The 17658-nt window shown below is 52.4% G+C and carries 19 protein-coding genes; 7 read left to right on the forward strand and 12 right to left on the reverse strand.

Annotation, left to right across the window (positions count from 1 at the left end):
• Positions 1–235: 235 nt before the first annotated feature.
• From ptsH to crr, 3 genes are read left to right on the forward strand one after another with little or no spacing between them, the layout of a single operon-like run.
• Complete coding sequence (gene ptsH / locus BGE37_RS14645; RefSeq protein WP_000487600.1) at positions 236–493, forward strand: phosphocarrier protein Hpr; 258 nt, start codon at positions 236–238, stop codon at positions 491–493.
• A 44-nt stretch (positions 494–537) separates the two neighbouring features.
• Positions 538–2265 carry a phosphoenolpyruvate-protein phosphotransferase PtsI gene (ptsI, locus tag BGE37_RS14650; RefSeq protein ID WP_000623142.1) on the forward strand — a complete coding sequence of 576 codons (1728 nt, stop codon included), beginning with the start codon at positions 538–540 and terminating at the stop codon, positions 2263–2265.
• Positions 2266–2305: 40 nt separating this feature from the next.
• Positions 2306–2815 (forward strand): PTS glucose transporter subunit IIA, encoded by a 510-nt coding sequence (crr, locus tag BGE37_RS14655; RefSeq protein ID WP_000522247.1) that lies wholly within the window; start codon positions 2306–2308, stop codon positions 2813–2815.
• A gap of 42 nt (positions 2816–2857) precedes the next feature.
• Here crr and pdxK read toward each other — a convergent pair whose 3' ends face one another.
• Positions 2858–3709: a pyridoxine/pyridoxal/pyridoxamine kinase gene (pdxK, locus tag BGE37_RS14660; RefSeq protein ID WP_105288150.1), complete on the reverse strand. Its 852-nt coding sequence runs from the start codon at positions 3707–3709 to the stop codon at positions 2858–2860.
• A gap of 103 nt (positions 3710–3812) precedes the next feature.
• Here pdxK and BGE37_RS14665 point away from each other — a divergent pair, with 103 nt between their 5' ends.
• On the forward strand, positions 3813–4181 hold the full coding sequence (locus tag BGE37_RS14665; protein WP_000719945.1) for a YfeK family protein: 369 nt from the start codon (positions 3813–3815) through the stop codon (positions 4179–4181).
• Between the two features lie 2 nt (positions 4182–4183).
• Here BGE37_RS14665 and cysM read toward each other — a convergent pair whose 3' ends face one another.
• The 7 genes from cysM to murR all read right to left on the reverse strand — a co-directional run bounded on the left by cysM (position 4184) and on the right by murR (position 11122).
• Positions 4184–5095 carry a cysteine synthase B gene (gene cysM / locus BGE37_RS14670; protein ID WP_105271485.1) on the reverse strand — a complete coding sequence of 304 codons (912 nt, stop codon included), beginning with the start codon at positions 5093–5095 and terminating at the stop codon, positions 4184–4186.
• 134 nt (positions 5096–5229) lie between these two features.
• Positions 5230–6327, reverse strand: coding sequence for a sulfate/thiosulfate ABC transporter ATP-binding protein CysA (gene cysA, locus BGE37_RS14675; RefSeq protein ID WP_105288151.1), 1098 nt, complete (start codon positions 6325–6327; stop codon positions 5230–5232).
• Entirely contained in the window at positions 6317–7192 is an 876-nt protein-coding gene (gene cysW / locus BGE37_RS14680) for a sulfate/thiosulfate ABC transporter permease CysW (RefSeq protein WP_000852686.1), read from the reverse strand. Before cysW ends, cysA begins: the two co-directional genes overlap by 11 nt.
• Positions 7192–8025, reverse strand: coding sequence for a sulfate/thiosulfate ABC transporter permease CysT (cysT, locus tag BGE37_RS14685; protein WP_000458406.1), 834 nt, complete (start codon positions 8023–8025; stop codon positions 7192–7194). Before cysT ends, cysW begins: the two co-directional genes overlap by 1 nt.
• Entirely contained in the window at positions 8025–9041 is a 1017-nt protein-coding gene (gene cysP / locus BGE37_RS14690; RefSeq protein WP_000290221.1) for a thiosulfate/sulfate ABC transporter substrate-binding protein CysP, read from the reverse strand. The genes cysT and cysP overlap by 1 nt, the downstream gene beginning before the upstream one ends.
• Positions 9042–9344: 303 nt before the next feature.
• Positions 9345–10136 carry an SDR family oxidoreductase UcpA gene (gene ucpA / locus BGE37_RS14700; RefSeq protein WP_000517442.1) on the reverse strand — a complete coding sequence of 264 codons (792 nt, stop codon included), beginning with the start codon at positions 10134–10136 and terminating at the stop codon, positions 9345–9347.
• A gap of 128 nt (positions 10137–10264) precedes the next feature.
• The gene (gene murR, locus BGE37_RS14705) at positions 10265–11122 is read right to left on the reverse strand and encodes an HTH-type transcriptional regulator MurR (protein ID WP_000966432.1); all 858 of its coding nucleotides are present in this window, start codon (positions 11120–11122) and stop codon (positions 10265–10267) included.
• A 163-nt stretch (positions 11123–11285) separates the two neighbouring features.
• Here murR and murQ point away from each other — a divergent pair, with 163 nt between their 5' ends.
• Genes murQ through pbp4b form a run of 3 tightly spaced genes read left to right on the forward strand, consistent with a single transcriptional unit; the run spans position 11286 to position 14917 of the window.
• Complete coding sequence (murQ, locus tag BGE37_RS14710; RefSeq protein ID WP_046081661.1) at positions 11286–12182, forward strand: N-acetylmuramic acid 6-phosphate etherase; 897 nt, start codon at positions 11286–11288, stop codon at positions 12180–12182.
• 3 nt (positions 12183–12185) lie between these two features.
• Entirely contained in the window at positions 12186–13610 is a 1425-nt protein-coding gene (gene murP, locus BGE37_RS14715; protein WP_001040487.1) for a PTS N-acetylmuramic acid transporter subunit IIBC, read from the forward strand.
• A 2-nt stretch (positions 13611–13612) separates the two neighbouring features.
• On the forward strand, positions 13613–14917 hold the full coding sequence (gene pbp4b, locus BGE37_RS14720; RefSeq protein ID WP_032184832.1) for a penicillin binding protein PBP4B: 1305 nt from the start codon (positions 13613–13615) through the stop codon (positions 14915–14917).
• A gap of 57 nt (positions 14918–14974) precedes the next feature.
• Here the strand turns inward: pbp4b and yfeX are convergent, their stop codons facing one another.
• The 4 genes from yfeX to BGE37_RS14740 all read right to left on the reverse strand — a co-directional run bounded on the left by yfeX (position 14975) and on the right by BGE37_RS14740 (position 17467).
• Positions 14975–15874, reverse strand: coding sequence for a porphyrinogen peroxidase (yfeX, locus tag BGE37_RS14725; RefSeq protein WP_000084590.1), 900 nt, complete (start codon positions 15872–15874; stop codon positions 14975–14977).
• 95 nt (positions 15875–15969) lie between these two features.
• Complete coding sequence (locus BGE37_RS14730; RefSeq protein ID WP_032184833.1) at positions 15970–16545, reverse strand: RpoE-regulated lipoprotein; 576 nt, start codon at positions 16543–16545, stop codon at positions 15970–15972.
• A 60-nt stretch (positions 16546–16605) separates the two neighbouring features.
• Positions 16606–17055 (reverse strand): DUF2919 domain-containing protein, encoded by a 450-nt coding sequence (locus BGE37_RS14735; RefSeq protein ID WP_105288152.1) that lies wholly within the window; start codon positions 17053–17055, stop codon positions 16606–16608.
• Complete coding sequence (locus BGE37_RS14740; RefSeq protein WP_105288153.1) at positions 17042–17467, reverse strand: GNAT family acetyltransferase; 426 nt, start codon at positions 17465–17467, stop codon at positions 17042–17044. Before BGE37_RS14740 ends, BGE37_RS14735 begins: the two co-directional genes overlap by 14 nt.
• Positions 17468–17658: the final 191 nt, after the last annotated feature.

The raw sequence follows: 17658 nt of genomic DNA on the forward strand, positions 1-17658 counted from the left end.
TACAGGAAAAGCCATAGCTGAATCGATTTTATGATTTGGTTCAATTCTTCCTTTAGCGGCATAATGTTTAATGACGTACGAAACGTCAGCGGTCAACACCCGCCAGCAAAGGACTGTATTGCGCTCTTCGTGCGTCGCGTCTGTTAAAAACTGGCGCTAACAATACAGGCTAAAGTCGAACCGCCAGGCTAGACTTTAGTTCCACAACACTAAACCTATAAGTTGGGGAAATACAATGTTCCAGCAAGAAGTTACCATTACCGCTCCGAACGGTCTGCACACCCGCCCTGCTGCCCAGTTTGTAAAAGAAGCTAAGGGCTTCACTTCTGAAATTACTGTGACTTCCAACGGCAAAAGCGCCAGCGCGAAAAGCCTGTTTAAACTGCAGACTCTGGGCCTGACTCAAGGTACCGTTGTGACTATCTCCGCAGAAGGCGAAGACGAACAGAAAGCGGTTGAACATCTGGTTAAACTGATGGCGGAACTCGAGTAATTTCCCGGGTTCTTTTAAAAATCAGTCACAAGTAAGGTAGGGTTATGATTTCAGGCATTTTAGCATCCCCGGGTATCGCTTTCGGTAAAGCTCTGCTTCTGAAAGAAGACGAAATTGTCATTGACCGGAAAAAAATTTCTGCCGACCAGGTTGATCAGGAAGTTGAACGTTTTCTGAGCGGTCGTGCCAAGGCATCAGCCCAGCTGGAAACGATCAAAACGAAAGCTGGTGAAACGTTCGGTGAAGAAAAAGAAGCCATCTTTGAAGGGCATATTATGCTGCTCGAAGATGAGGAGCTGGAGCAGGAAATCATAGCCCTGATTAAAGATAAGCACATGACAGCTGACGCAGCTGCTCATGAAGTTATCGAAGGTCAGGCTTCTGCCCTGGAAGAGCTGGATGATGAATACCTGAAAGAGCGTGCGGCTGACGTACGTGATATCGGTAAGCGCCTGCTGCGCAACATCCTGGGCCTGAAGATTATCGACCTGAGCGCTATTCAGGATGAAGTCATTCTGGTTGCCGCTGACCTGACGCCGTCCGAAACCGCACAGCTGAACCTGAAGAAGGTGCTGGGTTTCATCACCGACGCGGGTGGCCGTACTTCCCACACCTCTATCATGGCGCGTTCTCTGGAACTGCCTGCTATCGTGGGTACCGGTAGCGTCACCTCTCAGGTGAAAAATGACGACTATCTGATTCTGGATGCCGTAAATAATCAGGTTTACGTCAATCCAACCAACGAAGTTATTGATAAAATGCGCGCTGTTCAGGAGCAAGTAGCTTCTGAAAAAGCAGAGCTTGCTAAACTGAAAGATCTGCCAGCTATTACGCTGGACGGTCACCAGGTAGAAGTGTGCGCTAACATCGGTACGGTTCGTGACGTTGAAGGTGCTGAGCGTAACGGCGCTGAAGGCGTTGGTCTTTATCGTACTGAGTTCCTGTTCATGGACCGCGACACGCTGCCCACTGAAGAAGAACAGTTTGCTGCTTACAAAGCAGTAGCTGAAGCGTGTGGCTCTCAGGCGGTTATCGTTCGTACCATGGACATCGGCGGCGACAAAGAGCTGCCATACATGAACTTCCCGAAAGAAGAGAACCCGTTCCTCGGCTGGCGCGCTATCCGTATCGCGATGGATCGTAAAGAGATCCTGCGCGATCAGCTCCGCGCTATCCTGCGTGCCTCTGCTTTCGGTAAATTGCGCATCATGTTCCCGATGATCATCTCTGTTGAAGAAGTGCGTGCACTGCGCAAAGAGATCGAAATCTACAAACAGGAACTGCGCGACGAAGGTAAAGCGTTTGACGAGTCAATTGAAATCGGCGTAATGGTGGAAACACCGGCTGCCGCAACAATTGCACGTCATTTAGCCAAAGAAGTTGATTTCTTTAGTATCGGCACCAATGATTTAACGCAGTACACTCTGGCAGTTGACCGTGGTAATGATATGATTTCACACCTTTACCAGCCAATGTCACCGTCCGTGCTGAACTTGATCAAGCAAGTTATTGATGCTTCTCATGCTGAAGGCAAATGGACTGGCATGTGTGGTGAGCTTGCTGGCGATGAACGTGCTACACTTCTGTTGCTGGGGATGGGTCTGGACGAATTCTCTATGAGCGCCATTTCTATCCCGCGCATTAAGAAGATTATCCGTAACACGAACTTCGAAGATGCGAAGGTGTTAGCAGAGCAGGCTCTTGCTCAACCGACAACGGACGAGTTAATGACGCTGGTTAACAAGTTCATTGAAGAAAAAACAATCTGCTAATCCACGAGATGCGGCCCAATTTACTGCTTAGGAGAAGATCATGGGTTTGTTCGATAAACTGAAATCTCTGGTTTCCGACGACAAGAAGGATACCGGAACTATTGAGATCATTGCTCCGCTCTCTGGCGAGATCGTCAATATCGAAGACGTGCCGGATGTCGTTTTTGCGGAAAAAATCGTTGGTGATGGCATTGCTATCAAACCAACTGGAAACAAAATGGTCGCGCCTGTAGACGGCACCATTGGTAAAATCTTTGAGACCAACCACGCGTTCTCTATCGAATCTGATAGCGGCGTTGAACTGTTCGTCCACTTCGGTATCGACACCGTTGAACTGAAAGGCGAAGGCTTCAAGCGTATTGCTGAAGAAGGTCAGCGCGTGAAAGTTGGTGATACCGTGATTGAATTCGATCTGCCGCTGCTGGAAGAGAAAGCCAAGTCTACCCTGACTCCGGTTGTTATCTCCAACATGGACGAAATCAAAGAACTGATCAAACTGTCCGGTAGCGTGACTGTGGGTGAAACCCCGGTTATCCGCATCAAGAAGTAATTCTTGCCGCAGAGAAAAATGGCGCCCATCGGCGCCATTTTTTTATGCTTCAGCCAGCGGCGGCAAAATCAATTCATCGCTCTCATGCTGCTGGGTATAGCGCATCACTTCCAGTACGCGCAACCCCGCGCGGTGCACCGCATCGGTTAACGCCTTCCCTTTCAGCAAACCACTGATAAGCTGAGCACAAAACAGGTCGCCAGTCCCTTTCAGGTCAGTTTTAACCCGGGAATGGGAAATGACATTCACGCTGTCGGCACTGACCACCACCACCTGCATCTCCTGATTTTCTTCGTTACCGGAGGCGCTGGTAATGACCACCCATTTTAAGGTGTCTGAAAGCAAACTTTTTGCTGCGGCAATGGCACTGTCGAGATCGCGGCAATCTTTACCGGTCAGGATTTCCAGCTCAAAGATATTAGGCGTAATACCCTGCGCCAGAGGCAGTAAATATTGTCGGTATGCCTCAGGAAGGTCAGGTTTGACATAAATTCCGCTATCAATATCGCCAATCACCGGATCGACCATAATCAATAAGTCAGGATGGTCTTTGCGTAGCGCAGTCAGCCACTCGGCAAGGATTTTGATTTGCGATGCCGTTCCCATATAGCCCGTGGTGACAGCGCGCAGCTGGCGCAGCGCATCACGCTCCTGAAGCGCACGCAAATAGCCGCTAAACCATTCGTCCGGAATCGCACCACCGTAGAACGTGTGATAATGCGGCGTATTGCTCAGCAACACGGTCGGCACGGCAAAGACATTCAGGCCGTTCTGTTTAATAGCAGGCACGGCGATGCTGTTGCCTACGCTGCCATACACCACCTGCGACTGCACCGCGACAACATCCGCCTGCAACGCTCTGCTCTTATCGTTAAACAACAACAAACTACTCATTTAATTTTTCTCCTTGCCGATGATCCTCATCGCATCCCAACCGAAACTTTACCTGATTCTGGCAGTCAAATCGGCTATCACAAAACAAGGATAAGGTAATTCAGTGAAGAAAATCATTTGTCTGGTCATTACACTGCTAATGACACTCCCCGCTTACGCGAAGTTAACCGCCCACGAAGAAGCCCGCATCAACGCCATGCTGGAGGGATTAGCACAGAAAAAGGATTTGATATTTGTGCGCAACGGCGATGAACATACCTGCGATGAAGCGGTTTCCCATTTGCGTCTGAAGCTGGGCAATACCCGTAATCGCATTGATACTGCTGAGCAATTTATTGATAAGGTTGCTTCGTCATCATCGATTACCGGGAAGCCGTATATCGTGAAGATGCCTGGTAAGAGCGATGAAAACGCGCAACCTTTTTTACATGCGTTAATTGCGCAGACGGATAAAACGGTGCCTGCACAATAATCTTAAATCCCCGCCCCCTGACTAAAGTGCTCTTCCCCAAACACCCCGGTAGAAAGGTAGCGATCGCCGCGATCGCAGATGATCGCCACCACTACAGCGCCGGGGTTGGCTTTTGCCACCCGCAGTGCTCCGGCAACCGCGCCACCGGAACTTACACCGCAGAAAATCCCTTCCCGCACTGCCAGTTCGCGCATGGTGTTTTCCGCATCACGCTGATGAATATCCAGCACCTCATCCACCAGCGAAGCGTTGAAGATGCCTGGCAGATATTCCTCAGGCCAGCGACGAATGCCGGGAATGCTGCTGCCCTCTTCCGGCTGCAGACCAACAATGGTCACCAGTTTGGATTGCTCGCGCATAAAGCGCGACACGCCGGTAATCGTACCGGTCGTCCCCATGCTGGAGACAAAATGGGTAATGCGACCGCCGGTTTGCTGCCAGATTTCCGGCCCGGTGGTGGTGTAATGCGCATAAGGATTATCGGGATTATTAAACTGATCGAGCAGCTTGCCTTCGCCACGATTCGCCATCTCCAGCGCCAGATCGCGCGCACCTTCCATGCCCTGCTCTTTGGTGACCAGAATCAGCTCCGCACCGTAGGCACGCATCGCCGCGCGACGCTCCTGGCTCATGTTATCGGGCATCAGCAATTTCATGCGATAGCCTTTTAGCGCGGCAATCATTGCCAGCGCAATCCCGGTGTTACCACTGGTGGCTTCGATTAACACATCACCCGGTTTAATTTCCCCGCGCTTTTCCGCCTCGACGATCATCGAAAGCGCCGCACGATCTTTCACCGAACCGGCCGGATTATTGCCTTCCAGCTTTAACCACACTTCACTGCCGTTATCCGGCCCCATTCGTTGTAATTTCACCAGAGGCGTATTGCCTATTGTTTGTTCTAATGTACTCACGATCTCTGTCCATACGTGGTGTTGCCTGATGCGACGTTTACGCGTCTTATCAGGCCTACAGGTTACAAAACCTTGCCATTAAAAAGCCCGGATCGCGGGAAGCGCCTCCGGGCGTTTAACATTAACTCAACCTATCAGGCGCTTTGTGCGAGAGCAAGTTCCTCATCGCGTGTTTCAATACGCTCGTCGCCGTTATACAGTCGAGCATGTTGTAGCCCGACGAACAAACGATCGCCGCGCACCGGCGCATCATCACCACGCATTACTACGGTGAGCGGATCTTCATACCACCCCAGCGGCTGCACGACTAATTGGGTGTAGTGACCTTTCGGGCTGGCTTCCAGCACCTGCACCGGCAGCGGCGAATCGAGGCTTGTGCGGCGGCTGATATCCACTTCCCACGGGCGCAGGAAGAGATCCACCGGCCCCTGATACGCAGGGGTGTATCCCAGCGGCCAGCGGTGCGCACCAACGTGGAACTGCCCACCGCGAATCGTTCCCTGCAAGCGGTTCACTTCGCCCATAAACTCCAGCACAAAACGGGTCGCCGGCTCGCGCCAAACCTGATCCGGTTCATCGGCCTGTTCGATATTGCCCTGGCTCATGACCACCACGCGGTTGGCGACTTCCATCGCTTCTTCCTGGTCATGGGTCACGAACACGCTGGTGAATTTCAGCTCTTCATGGAGTTGACGCAGCCAGCGACGCAGCTCTTTACGCACCTGCGCATCCAGCGCACCAAACGGTTCATCAAGCAGCAGAATTTGCGGTTCCACAGCCAGCGCGCGCGCCAGTGCCACACGCTGTTTCTGCCCGCCGGAAAGCTGGGCCGGATAACGATCCGCCAGATGCGCAAGCTGCACCATTTCCAGCAATTTTGTCACTTTCGCTTTGATGGCTGCGGCATTCGGGCGCTCGCGACGCGACAGCACCGTCAGGCCGAAGGCGATATTGTCGAATACCGTCATATGGCGGAACAGCGCATAGTGCTGGAACACAAAACCGACTTTGCGATCGCGTGCATGCAGGCGGCTGACGTCGGTGCCGTGGAAACGAATATGCCCGCTGGTTTGATGCTCCAGCCCGGCGATAATCCGCAGCAGCGTGGTTTTCCCGGAACCGGACGGCCCCAGCAACGCGACCATCTGACCAGAAGGAATATCCAGTGAGATATCGTTCAGCACCTGGGTGCGACCAAACGACTTCTTAATATTGGCAATCTCAATGCTCATGATGTTCCTCCTGTTGCGCGCGTTTTTCCTGATTCTCCAGGCGCCACTGCAACATACTCTTTAAAAACAGGGTGATAATCGCCATCAGCGTCAACAGCGCCGCGGCGGTAAAGGAGCCGACGGTGTTGTAGTCCTGCTCCAGCAATTCAATCTGTAACGGCAGCGAAAGTGTTTCACCGCGAATCGAGCCGGAAACCACCGACACCGCGCCAAACTCGCCAATCGCGCGGGCGTTGGTCAGCACCACGCCATAAAGCAGCGCCCAGCGGATGTTCGGCAGCGTGACGCGGCGGAACATCTGCCAGCCAGACGCGCCAAGCAAAATCGCCGCTTCGTCTTCCTGGCTGCCCTGGCTTAACATCACTGGCACCAGCTCGCGCACCACAAACGGACAGGTCACGAAGATGGTGACCAGCACCATTCCCGGCCAGGAGAACATAATTTGCAGATTATGTTCATCCAGCCAGCCGCCGAGCGGGCCATTAGAGCCGTAGAACAGCAGATAGACCAGACCGGCAACCACCGGCGACACGGCAAACGGAATGTCCAGCAGCGTCAGCAATAACTGGCGTCCGGGGAAGTTAAAGCGCGTCACCAGCCACGCCAGCAGAATCCCGAACACCAGGTTTACCGGGACGGCAATCAGCGCGATCATCACCGTCAGCCAAATAGCGTGCAGCATGTCCGGGTCAGCAAGATTCTGTAACACCGGCATCAGCCCTTTGCTGAATGCCTGCACGAAGATGTAAATCATCGGCACCAGCAGGATGAACGCCGAAACCAGCATCCCGATGCCAATCAGAAACCATTTGCCCCAGTTAATCGGGCGCGCGTCATAACGCTTCAACTGTGTCACTTCCGCCATTAATGACCTACCACACGCCGACCAAAGCGACTTTGCAGAGTGTTAATTGAGAACAGCAGCAGCAGTGATGCCGCGAGTATCACCGAAGCAATTGCGCTCGCCGCCGGGTAATCAAACTCCTGTAAGCGAACAAAAATCATCAGCGACGTCACTTCCGTCTTCCAGGCGATGTTCCCGGCGATAAAAATCACCGCACCAAACTCACCGAGACTACGGGTAAACGACAGCGCCACGCCCGCCACCAGCGCCGGAGAAAGCTCCGGCAGCACCACTTTGCAGAAACTCTGCCAGCGCGTTGCGCCGAGCGTTTCCGCCGCTTCTTCATATTCCGGGCCTAACTCTTCCAGCACCGGCTGAACGGTACGCACCACAAATGGAATGCTGGTAAAGGCCATCGCCACCGCGATTCCAAGCCACGTATAGGTGACTTTGATATCAAACTTCGCCAGCCATTCACCGTAAAAACCGTTCACGGAAAAGAGCGAGGCCAGCGTTAAACCTGCTACCGCCGTTGGTAGCGCAAACGGTAAATCCATCAGCGCATCAAGCAGCGTGCGGCCCGGAAAGCGATAGCGGGTTAAAATCCACGCCATCAGCAGGCCGAAAACGCCGTTAAAAATCGATGCCACAAACGCCGACAGCAGCGTCACTTTATAGGCCGCGACCACCTGCGGGTTGGTGATCACCTCCCAGTACTGCGCCCAGCTCATCTGAGCCAGTTGCATCACCAGCGCGGAGAGCGGCAGCAGCAAAATCAGGCACACAAACAGCAGACTGGTGCCGAGGCTTAAGGTAAAGCCCGGCAGCACGCGTCTGGAAGAAACTGCAAACATTAGTTACGCCCCGCCGCTAACAGCTTGTCTAACTCGCCGCCGCTGTTGAAGTGGGTTTTCATCACTTCCGGCCAGGAGCCAAATTTATCTTCCACGCGAAACAGCTCGGTCTGCGGGAATTTGTCTTTCAGTTTGTCCATGACTTCCGGGTTATTCACGCGGTAGTAATAATCGGTAATGATCGTTTGCGCCTGTGGGCTGTAGAGCCAGTTCAGGTAAGCTTTTGCCGCTTTTTCCGTGCCGTTGGCCTGCACGTTTTTATCGACCCACGCCACCGGGAATTCCGCCAGAATGTTGGTTTTCGGAATCACCACTTCAAAGCCCTGCGCTTCATACTGCTTGCGGATGTTGTTCACTTCCGATTCGAAGCTAATCAGCACATCGCCCAGCCCGCGCTCGGCAAAGGTGGTAGTTGCGCCACGACCGCCGGTATCGAACACTTCCACGTTTTTCAGGAACTGGGTCATAAACTGTTCGGTTTTGGCTTTATCGCCACCGTCAGCTTTATCCGCTGCGCCCCATGCCGCCAGATAGGTATAACGCGCGTTACCGGAGGTTTTTGGGTTCGGGAAAATCAGCTTCACGTCGGAGCGCACCAGATCGTTCCAGTCATGGATATTCTTCGGGTTGCCCTTACGCACCAGGAAGCCCATGGTGGAGTAAAACGGCGAGCTGTTATTCGGCAGGCGCGACTGCCAGTCAGCCGGGATCAGCTTGCCTTTATCATGCAGGATTTGTACGTCGGTCACCTGGTTATAAGTGACAACGTCCGCTTTTAAGCCCTGCAAAATCGCCAGCGCCTGTTTTGATGACCCGGCATGAGATTGTTTTATCGTCAGTTTATCGCCGCCGTTGTCTTTGGCCCATTGTTGCTCAAACGGCGGATTCAGGGCAGCAAACAGCTCGCGGGAGACGTCATAAGAACTGTTCAGCAGTTCCGTTGCCTGTACATGGCCCGCCAGCAGCAGAGAAGCGACCAGCGCGAGTGAGTTCTTTTTCAGTAAGTTAACGGCCATTGCGCACCCTTATTAATTAAATGACTTTCTATTAGTCATCATATTTATAACGGACGTGAAAGGAGTAACGGTTTTATATACCGTTTGGTGATTTGGAAGTTGAAAAGGGAATAAGAACTTGGTTCAACAGGCGTAATTGTTGCAGTCAGTTTGGACACGAACAGCGCGGAGAAACCGGAGCGTACACATAGTACGTGAGGATTTCGAGCACTGCCCGGGGCCAAAATGACAAATAAAATAGCCTGGTGAACTTAGTTCAAGACGAAATCCTCCCCACACATGCAGGGAGGAAACAGAGGTGAATCAGATGCCGACGCTAACCGTCTCCGGCAGTGTGCTGCCGCCATCAATCACATTCTGTGTACCGGTTAAATAGCTGGATTCATCGGATGCGAGGAAGGCCGCCAGTTCGCCAACTTCCAGCGGATCGGCGAGGCGACGCAACGGGATTGCTTTCGCCATTTCAGTCAGCACCGATTCCGGATCCTCCGGGTTCGACTGACGCGCGATGCTTTCCGCCATTGGCGTGCGAACATATCCTGGGCAGATGGCGTTAACGCGAATACCAGACTGCGCGTACTCCACCGCCAGCGATTTAGTCAGGCCAACAATCGCCGCTTTCGTTAAGGCATACGCCGTTTCGCCCGGATCGGCCACCATATCGCCAGTGACCGAAGACATCATCACAATGCGACCATCTTTGCGGGCAATCATCTCCGGCAGCACCGCCTTTGTGACGTTCCATACGCCTTTTATATTGATATCAATATGGAAATCGCGATCTTCATCGCTCATATCGAGGAAACTGCCCAGACGACAAACGCCTGCGTTATTCACCAGGATATCAATGCGCCCTTCTTTTTCCTTTGCGCGCTTGATAGCTGCGGCTACCGATGCCGGGTCACGCACATCGGCGACAACCGCCGTACAGCGATGACCACGACCACACAGTTCGTCCGCCAGCTTTTCGATCTCAGGGGAGATATCCAGCAAGATTAGGTTTGCGCCATGACGCGCAAAAGTTCTGGCAATTCCTTCGCCAATTCCCTGCAATGCGCCCGTAATCAGTGCTGTCTTGCCCGTGAGTTTACCCATTTTAATGCTCTCCTTGTTAATACAGAGCGTTACACTCCATTCCCTCTGAAAATACAGGATAAACAAAATATTGCTGCGGATCAGCTCACTAATTCAGGAAAATCTCAATCCAGTCGCTGCTTTATGCATCATTTCAGGCGTTGTGTTAGCTCACTGCTGCGCTCAATCATTTTCAATGACTCGACATCATTAAGTTGTACCAGCCCAACAAACAGTAAATCGGTAACCGAATTTTGCGCCGTGCGGGTGGACATCGACGAGCTACGCCATTCGGTTTCACCAGAAACGGTATCGAGGGTGAAATGTGCCAACCGCCGCAGCGGAGAGTCAGTCAGTGAAGTAATGGCAATCACCGTTGCCCCCTGCTTTCGCGCTGCCTCGGCGCATAGCAAAATCTCTTTTTTACTGCCGCTGTAAGAGATAGCGATTTGTACATCACCTTTTTTCAACGCCTGGGAAACGGTAGCTTGTACGTGCGTGTCGGCTTCACAGGCCACGCGATAACCAATTTTCATCAGTTTGAATGAAAGATCGCGCCCCACCAGCGCCGACCCGCCCAGGCCTGTTATCTGGATAAACGGCGCTTTACTGATGACCTCAATGATTTTTTGCAGCCGCGCGTAATCGAGTAAGGCGCAGGTTTGCTCCAGTGCCAGCTCTTTTTCGCGATTCAGTTTGCGGGCAATCACTTCCAGCGAATCGTCACTGGTAATCGAACTGTGCAAGTGCAGCGCCGTGGCATTCGTTTTCTCCCGGCTGGCACTGTATTCGCCAATTAACGCCATACGCAATTCAGTAAATCCTTGCGCGCCGAGCTTCTGGGCAAACTTCACAATACTCGACTGGCTGATGCCGAGCTGTTTCGCCATCTTGCGCGAAGAGACGGATTTCAGCTCACTCACTTTAGCCTGCAGAAAGTCAGCTATTTTTTGCTCGTTCTCGGTAAATTCACTTTCTGCATTGCGTATTTTCGTCAGGTACAACATCTTCCACTCTCCTGGGCTGGCAGCAAAAATTCCGCTTAAGTTCTTATGACGCTCTTCACACTCTGCGAGTGTAGACTCAATGATTCCTTTAAGTCTGTCAATTCGGGATATATGATTCCATCCATCTGCAATTATTTGATCGTAAATAGTAAGGTCACCACCGATGCAACTTGAAAAGATGATTACCGAAGGCTCGAATGCCGCTTCGGCTGAAATTGACCGCGTATCAACGCTGGAAATGTGCCGGATTATCAACAATGAAGATAAAACCGTACCACTTGCCGTTGAGCGTGTACTGCCGGATATCGCCGCAGCGATCGATGTTATCCACGCCCAGGTAAGCGGCGGCGGTCGACTGATTTACATCGGTGCGGGGACTTCCGGTCGTCTGGGTATTCTTGATGCCAGCGAATGTCCGCCGACCTACGGCGTCAAACCGGGCCTGGTGGTTGGTTTGATTGCTGGCGGTGAATATGCCATTCAGCACGCGGTGGAAGGCGCAGAAGATAGCCGGGAAGGTGGCGTTAACGATCTAAAAAATATCGGCTTAACCGCACAGGATGTGGTGGTTGGTATTGCTGCCAGCGGTCGCACACCGTATGTGATTGCCGGGCTGGAATACGCACGCCAACTCGGTTGCCGCACAGTGGGCATTTCCTGTAATCCGGGGAGCGCCGTTTCAACCACCGCTGAGTTTGCTATTACTCCGGTGGTTGGTGCCGAAGTGGTTACCGGTTCTTCGCGAATGAAAGCAGGCACAGCGCAGAAACTGGTGCTCAATATGCTCTCTACCGGGCTGATGATTAAATCCGGCAAAGTGTTCGGCAACCTGATGGTCGATGTGGTCGCCACCAACGAAAAATTGCATGTGCGCCAGGTCAATATCGTTAAAAACGCCACCGGATGTAACGCCGAACAAGCGGAAGCGGCGTTAATTGCTTGCGAGCGCAACTGTAAAACGGCCATTGTGATGGTGCTGAAAAATCTCGATGCCGCAGAAGCAAAAAAACGCCTGGATCAACACGGCGGCTTTATTCGTCAGGTTTTAGACAAGGAATAACCCATGGCCAAAGAGATCAGCAGTGAACTTCTGAACACCATCCTTACCCGTGTCGGCGGACCGGGGAATATCGCCAGTTGTGGTAACTGTATGACGCGCCTGCGTCTGGGTGTACATGACAGTTCACTGGTTGATCCCAATATCAAAACGCTGGAAGGCGTGAAGGGCGTCATTTTGACCAGCGATCAGGTACAGGTCGTTTTTGGACCAGGTAAAGCGCATCGTGCCGCCAAAGCGATGAGCGAACTGCTGGGCGAAGCCCCGGTACAGGATGCCGCAGAAATCGCCGCTCAGAATAAACGCCAGTTAAAAGCCAAACAGACCTCCGGCGTGCAACAGTTTCTTGCCAAATTCGCCACTATCTTCACGCCGCTGATCCCCGGTTTTATTGCTGCGGGTCTGTTGCTGGGGATAGCGACGTTAATTGCCACCGTGATGCACGTTCCGGCAGATGCTCAGGGAACGCTACCCGATGCGCTGAATTTTATGAAGGTGTTCAGCAAAGGTTTGTTCACTTTCCTGGTGATTCTGGTGGGCTATAACGCTGCCCAGGCATTTGGCGGCACGGGCGTCAATGGCGCAATCATCGCCGCGCTCTTTTTGCTCGGTTATAACCCTGCTGCCACCACCGGTTACTACGCCGGTTTTCACGATTTCTTCGGTCTGCCCATCGATCCGCGTGGCAATATTATCGGCGTGTTGATTGCCGCCTGGGCCTGCGCCCGCATCGAAGGCATGGTGCGCCGCTTTATGCCAGACGATCTCGACATGCTGTTGACCTCGTTAATCACTCTGCTGATCACCGCCACACTGGCGTATTTGATCATTATGCCGCTGGGTGGCTGGTTATTCGAAGGCATGTCGTGGCTGTTTATGCATCTGAACAGTAATCCGCTCGGTTGTGCAGTTTTAGCAGGGCTATTCCTGATCGCCGTGGTGTTTGGCGTGCATCAAGGCTTTATTCCTGTTTACCTGGCGTTAATGGACAGCCAGGGATTCAACAGCCTGTTCCCCATCCTTTCAATGGCAGGCGCGGGCCAGGTGGGTGCGGCGCTGGCACTCTACTGGCGGGCGCAACCGCACAGTGCATTACGCAGTCAGGTCCGCGGGGCAATTATTCCCGGCCTGCTGGGCGTTGGCGAACCGTTAATTTACGGCGTCACCCTACCCCGCATGAAACCGTTTGTTACCGCCTGTTTAGGTGGCGCGGCGGGCGGTTTGTTTATCGGCCTGATAGCCTGGTGGGGTCTGCCGATGGGCTTAAACAGCGCCTTTGGGCCGTCTGGCCTGGTGGCGCTGCCGCTGATGACATCCGCGCAAGGCATCCTTCCGGCAATGGCGGTTTACGCTGGCGGGATTCTGGTGGCATGGGTTTGTGGGTTTATTTTCACCACACTCTTTGGCTGCCGTAACGTCAATCTGGACTGATTATGAAACGGACAATGCTCTATTTTTCTCTGCTGGCTGTCAGCTGTAGCGTCAGCGCCGCAAAATACCCTGTTCTGACAGAAAGTTCGCCAGAGAAAGCAGGGTTTAACGTCGAACGGCTTAATCAGATGGATCGCTGGATTAGCCAGCAAGTTGATGATGGTTATCCCGGCGTAAACCTGCTGATTATAAAAGATAATCAGATTGTTTATCGCAAAGCCTGGGGCGCGGCGAAAAAGTACGATGGCAGCGCGTTAATGGCGCAGCCGTTAAAAGCCACCACCGGGACGCTGTATGATCTGGCCTCAAACACCAAGATGTACGCCACTAACTTCGCCCTGCAAAAGCTGATGAGCGAAGGCAAACTACATCCTGACGATCTGATTGCGAAATATATCCCAGGGTTTGCCGACAGCCCGAACGATGCGATCAAAGGCAAAAACACGCTGCGGATTTCTGATCTGCTGCATCACAGCGGCGGTTTCCCGGCAGATCCGCAATATCCGAATAAAGCGGTCGCGGGCGCGTTATATTCCCAGGATAAAGGCCAGACGCTGGAGATGATCAAGCGCACGCCGCTGGAGTATCAGCCCGGCAGCAAGCATATCTACAGCGATGTCGATTATATGCTGCTTGGATTTATCGTCGAGTCGGTCACCGGTCAGCCGCTTGACCGCTATGTTGAAGAGTCGATTTATCGCCCGCTCGGCCTGACGCATACGGTGTTTAATCCGCTGCTGAAAGGCTTTAAACCACAGCAAATTGCCGCCACGGAACTGAACGGCAATACCCGCGATGGCGTGATTCACTTCCCGAATATCCGCACCTCCACTCTCTGGGGTCAGGTGCACGATGAAAAAGCATTCTATTCGATGGGCGGCGTTTCCGGGCACGCAGGTTTGTTTTCCAATACCGGTGATATTGCGGTGTTAATGCAAACGATGCTGAACGGCGGCGGCTATGGTGATGTGACGCTGTTCAGTGCGGAAACGGTTAAGATGTTCACCACCAGCTCAAAGGAAGACGCCACTTTTGGCCTCGGCTGGCGCGTGAATGGTAATGCCATCATGACGCCGACGTTTGGCACGTTGGCAAGCCCGCAAACCTACGGTCACACTGGCTGGACCGGGACGGTGACCGTTATCGATCCGGTGAATCATATGGCGATTGTGATGTTAAGCAACAAGCCACATTCGCCAGTTGCCGATCCACAAAAAAATCCCAATATGTTCGAAAGCGGTCAGTTACCGATTGCAACTTATGGTTGGGTGGTGGATCAGGTGTATGCGGCGTTAAAGCAGAAGTAATAAAAAGGCCAGCCAGTTGTGTTACTGGCTGGCCTTTAATCATCGAATCAGAAGCGCTTACAGCGCCATCAGTTTGTCCAGCGACGGCGCGAAATAATAGCCGCCAGTGACTGGTTTGGTGAAACGCAACATCGCATCACGCTTACCATCGGTATCGCCAAACATACTCAGCAGTTGCTGCTCAATGTTATGCAGACGCGCGCAGTAGGCGCAGAAGTACAGACCGTGAGTGCCGCTGGCAGTGCCGTATGGCAGGCTCTGGCGAACAATCTTCAGTCCTTTGCCATCTTCTTTCAGATCAACACGGGTCAGGTGAGAAGTTTCCGGACGCTCATCGCCGTCAATCTCTTCGTTAGCCTCTTTGGTACGCCCGATCATCATCTCCTGATCGTGAACGCTCATCCGGTTGAGTTGCTTCAGGTTGTGCTCCCAACGCTGCACAAATACATAGCTGCCGCCTGCATCCACGCCGTCTTTGATAACCGCCACTTCGCGACGCGTCTCTTCACCCGCCGGGTTTTCTGTACCGTCAACAAAGCCGCTCAGATCACGCTCTTCAACCCAACGGAAGCCGTGGATCTCTTCTTTCACTTCAATGCAGTCACCAAAGGCTTCCATTGCCGCCTGAGCGACAGAGAAGTTTACGTCATGACGCAGAGAAAGAATGTGGATCAACACATCGAACTGGGTCGTCGGCGCAAGGCCTTTACCGTAGCCCGGAAAATCTTTCAGCTCTTCGGCCCCAACGCCGCCGCTCAGAGCGCGCCAGGTGTTGTTACCAAAGGCAACCACCGCACCAAGATGCGCGTCCGGGAATTTCGCTTCAAAAGTTGCCAGTTTGTCGGCAAATGTTTTACTGGCCGCACGCAGGGCGTCAACTTCCCCTTTAACGTTGGCTTCGATCCAAATCGCCGCGCGGCAATGTTCTGGCAAAATGCCACTCTGAACCTGAGACATTGTTCCTCCTGAAAATAAGAATGCCACGCAATCCGTGGCATTGTTGGGCGCTATTTTACGTGTTTTTTTGCGGCGGCGGTTTGTTCAGACGCAAATTAACGCCGCCAGATAATTTTACTGACTTTCCAGTTTTTCAAGGTATCGTCCGAAGGCATTAACCCTTCAGGACCACTCCATTCCCCGCTGAACTGGTAGCTAATATGTTGACTGCCTTCAGCTTTACATTCGACGGCACGATTATCATCACCATCAGCTTTTTGGCAATTGCCAAATGCTTTGCTGTAAAGGTCGCTAAACGGTGTACCGATTTTAACACCGGTGTCAGCAGGAATATCGCTATCCAGCACATCAATGCGGCTGATCGTGCCCTGATCGCCGTTAATTATCATCGCCACGTTGTCGCCTTTCATCACTTCAAAAAAGCGCACCACGTTGCCGTTCGCGGTTTTCATTCCGCTGCGCAGGCGATAATCACCATCAAGCGCATCGGCAATAGCTTGTTCTTGCAGTGGTGTGGACGCCGTTAATTCACCCACGCCCTGCTCGCTCACTTTGGTGGACGACCCAAACCAGTTCCACGGATTAGCGGCAGACCAGTTAACTGACGACATCGTTGAACAGCCGGTCAGCATCAACGGCATAGCGCATAACATTAAACGCAGCGATTTCATGTCACTTCCTTTGGTTATTCAATAACGTTGCTTGGAGTGCAAATTCACCAAAAAGTGCCGTTATTCTTTTTCTTCATTAAAACAAGCGCGTAAACGTCGATTGGTCAGCAGCCAGATTAACGCCACAATATCCGCCACTACCAGCGCCAGACCGATACCGCTAACGGATTCACCGTTCAGCCACAGCCACGGTTGCCAGCAAAGCAAAACAAGCTGCGCCAACAGCAACAGAAAATAGAGTACATGCCAGATACGGGGAAATGAAGCCCGCCGACCACTCAGCAAAAACGCCAGCACCGCCGGAATACCGGGAATCAACCCCAGCCAGAAATTATCGTGATCGGGATAAAACAGATTTAGCAGCGCAGTACCCTGCTCGCGCGACGCACCGGCAATGACAAACAGCACCCAGGTTCGCGCCTGAAGCAACAGCACAAGCCAGAAGAGAAAAGGTAAACGCAGGCGTCCGTGCGCATCATAATGGGCAGGATGAAACTCAGTACTCTTCATCTTCAATCAAACGCTTGCCCAGACTCAGCACGTCGGCGTGTTCATATCCAAGGCGTTCATACATTCCGAGCACCATGTCGTTATCTTCCGGCACATTGATCTGAATTTTCGGACAGCCGCGAGCAATCAGTTTTTTCTCCAGCCGATTAAGCAACGCATTGGCAATGCCACGCCCACGAAACTCAGGATGCACGCCAAGATAATAAGCGGATCCGCGATGCCCGTCATAACCGCCCATCACCGTTCCGACCACTTCACCGTTCACCTCAGCGATCAGAAACAGACTGACGTCATGGTTCATTTTGCGCTCGATGTCCATTTCCGGATCGTTCCACGGACGCAGCAAGTCGCAACGCTCCCAAAGGGTAATGACCTCTTCGAAATCTTCCTGGCGAAATACGCGTATCTCCATGGTATTGGTTACCTTTTTGCGGATTAAAAGGCTGATTATGGCGTGAACGGTCGAATTAGCCAATATCTGACGAAAATCGGTTGAAAAAGTGGCATAATGGGGAGTTGTCAACTATTGAAATGAAAAGTAAAACAATTCTCAACAGCAAACGGTCGTAACGGATTACGCGATACGATATAACATCTGGAACT

This window comes from Escherichia sp. MOD1-EC6300 (assembly GCF_002965045.1).
GTDB lineage: Bacteria > Pseudomonadota > Gammaproteobacteria > Enterobacterales > Enterobacteriaceae > Escherichia > Escherichia coli_F.

Excerpts from the sequence above, each read along its gene's own strand:
- ptsH (WP_000487600.1), top strand. The coding sequence starts at position 236 with ATGTTCCAGCAAGAAGTTACCATTACCGCTCCGAACGGTCTGCACACC.
- ptsI (WP_000623142.1), top strand. The coding sequence starts at position 538 with ATGATTTCAGGCATTTTAGCATCCCCGGGTATCGCTTTCGGTAAAGCT.
- crr (WP_000522247.1), top strand. The coding sequence starts at position 2,306 with ATGGGTTTGTTCGATAAACTGAAATCTCTGGTTTCCGACGACAAGAAG.
- pdxK (WP_105288150.1), bottom strand. The coding sequence starts at position 3,709 with ATGAGTAGTTTGTTGTTGTTTAACGATAAGAGCAGAGCGTTGCAGGCG.
- cysA (WP_105288151.1), bottom strand. The coding sequence starts at position 6,327 with ATGAGCATTGAGATTGCCAATATTAAGAAGTCGTTTGGTCGCACCCAG.
- cysW (WP_000852686.1), bottom strand. The coding sequence starts at position 7,192 with ATGGCGGAAGTGACACAGTTGAAGCGTTATGACGCGCGCCCGATTAAC.
- cysT (WP_000458406.1), bottom strand. The coding sequence starts at position 8,025 with ATGTTTGCAGTTTCTTCCAGACGCGTGCTGCCGGGCTTTACCTTAAGC.
- cysP (WP_000290221.1), bottom strand. The coding sequence starts at position 9,041 with ATGGCCGTTAACTTACTGAAAAAGAACTCACTCGCGCTGGTCGCTTCT.
- ucpA (WP_000517442.1), bottom strand. The coding sequence starts at position 10,136 with ATGGGTAAACTCACGGGCAAGACAGCACTGATTACGGGCGCATTGCAG.
- murR (WP_000966432.1), bottom strand. The coding sequence starts at position 11,122 with ATGTTGTACCTGACGAAAATACGCAATGCAGAAAGTGAATTTACCGAG.
- murQ (WP_046081661.1), top strand. The coding sequence starts at position 11,286 with ATGCAACTTGAAAAGATGATTACCGAAGGCTCGAATGCCGCTTCGGCT.
- murP (WP_001040487.1), top strand. The coding sequence starts at position 12,186 with ATGGCCAAAGAGATCAGCAGTGAACTTCTGAACACCATCCTTACCCGT.
- pbp4b (WP_032184832.1), top strand. The coding sequence starts at position 13,613 with ATGAAACGGACAATGCTCTATTTTTCTCTGCTGGCTGTCAGCTGTAGC.
- yfeX (WP_000084590.1), bottom strand. The coding sequence starts at position 15,874 with ATGTCTCAGGTTCAGAGTGGCATTTTGCCAGAACATTGCCGCGCGGCG.
- BGE37_RS14730 (WP_032184833.1), bottom strand. The coding sequence starts at position 16,545 with ATGAAATCGCTGCGTTTAATGTTATGCGCTATGCCGTTGATGCTGACC.
- BGE37_RS14735 (WP_105288152.1), bottom strand. The coding sequence starts at position 17,055 with ATGAAGAGTACTGAGTTTCATCCTGCCCATTATGATGCGCACGGACGC.
- BGE37_RS14740 (WP_105288153.1), bottom strand. The coding sequence starts at position 17,467 with ATGGAGATACGCGTATTTCGCCAGGAAGATTTCGAAGAGGTCATTACC.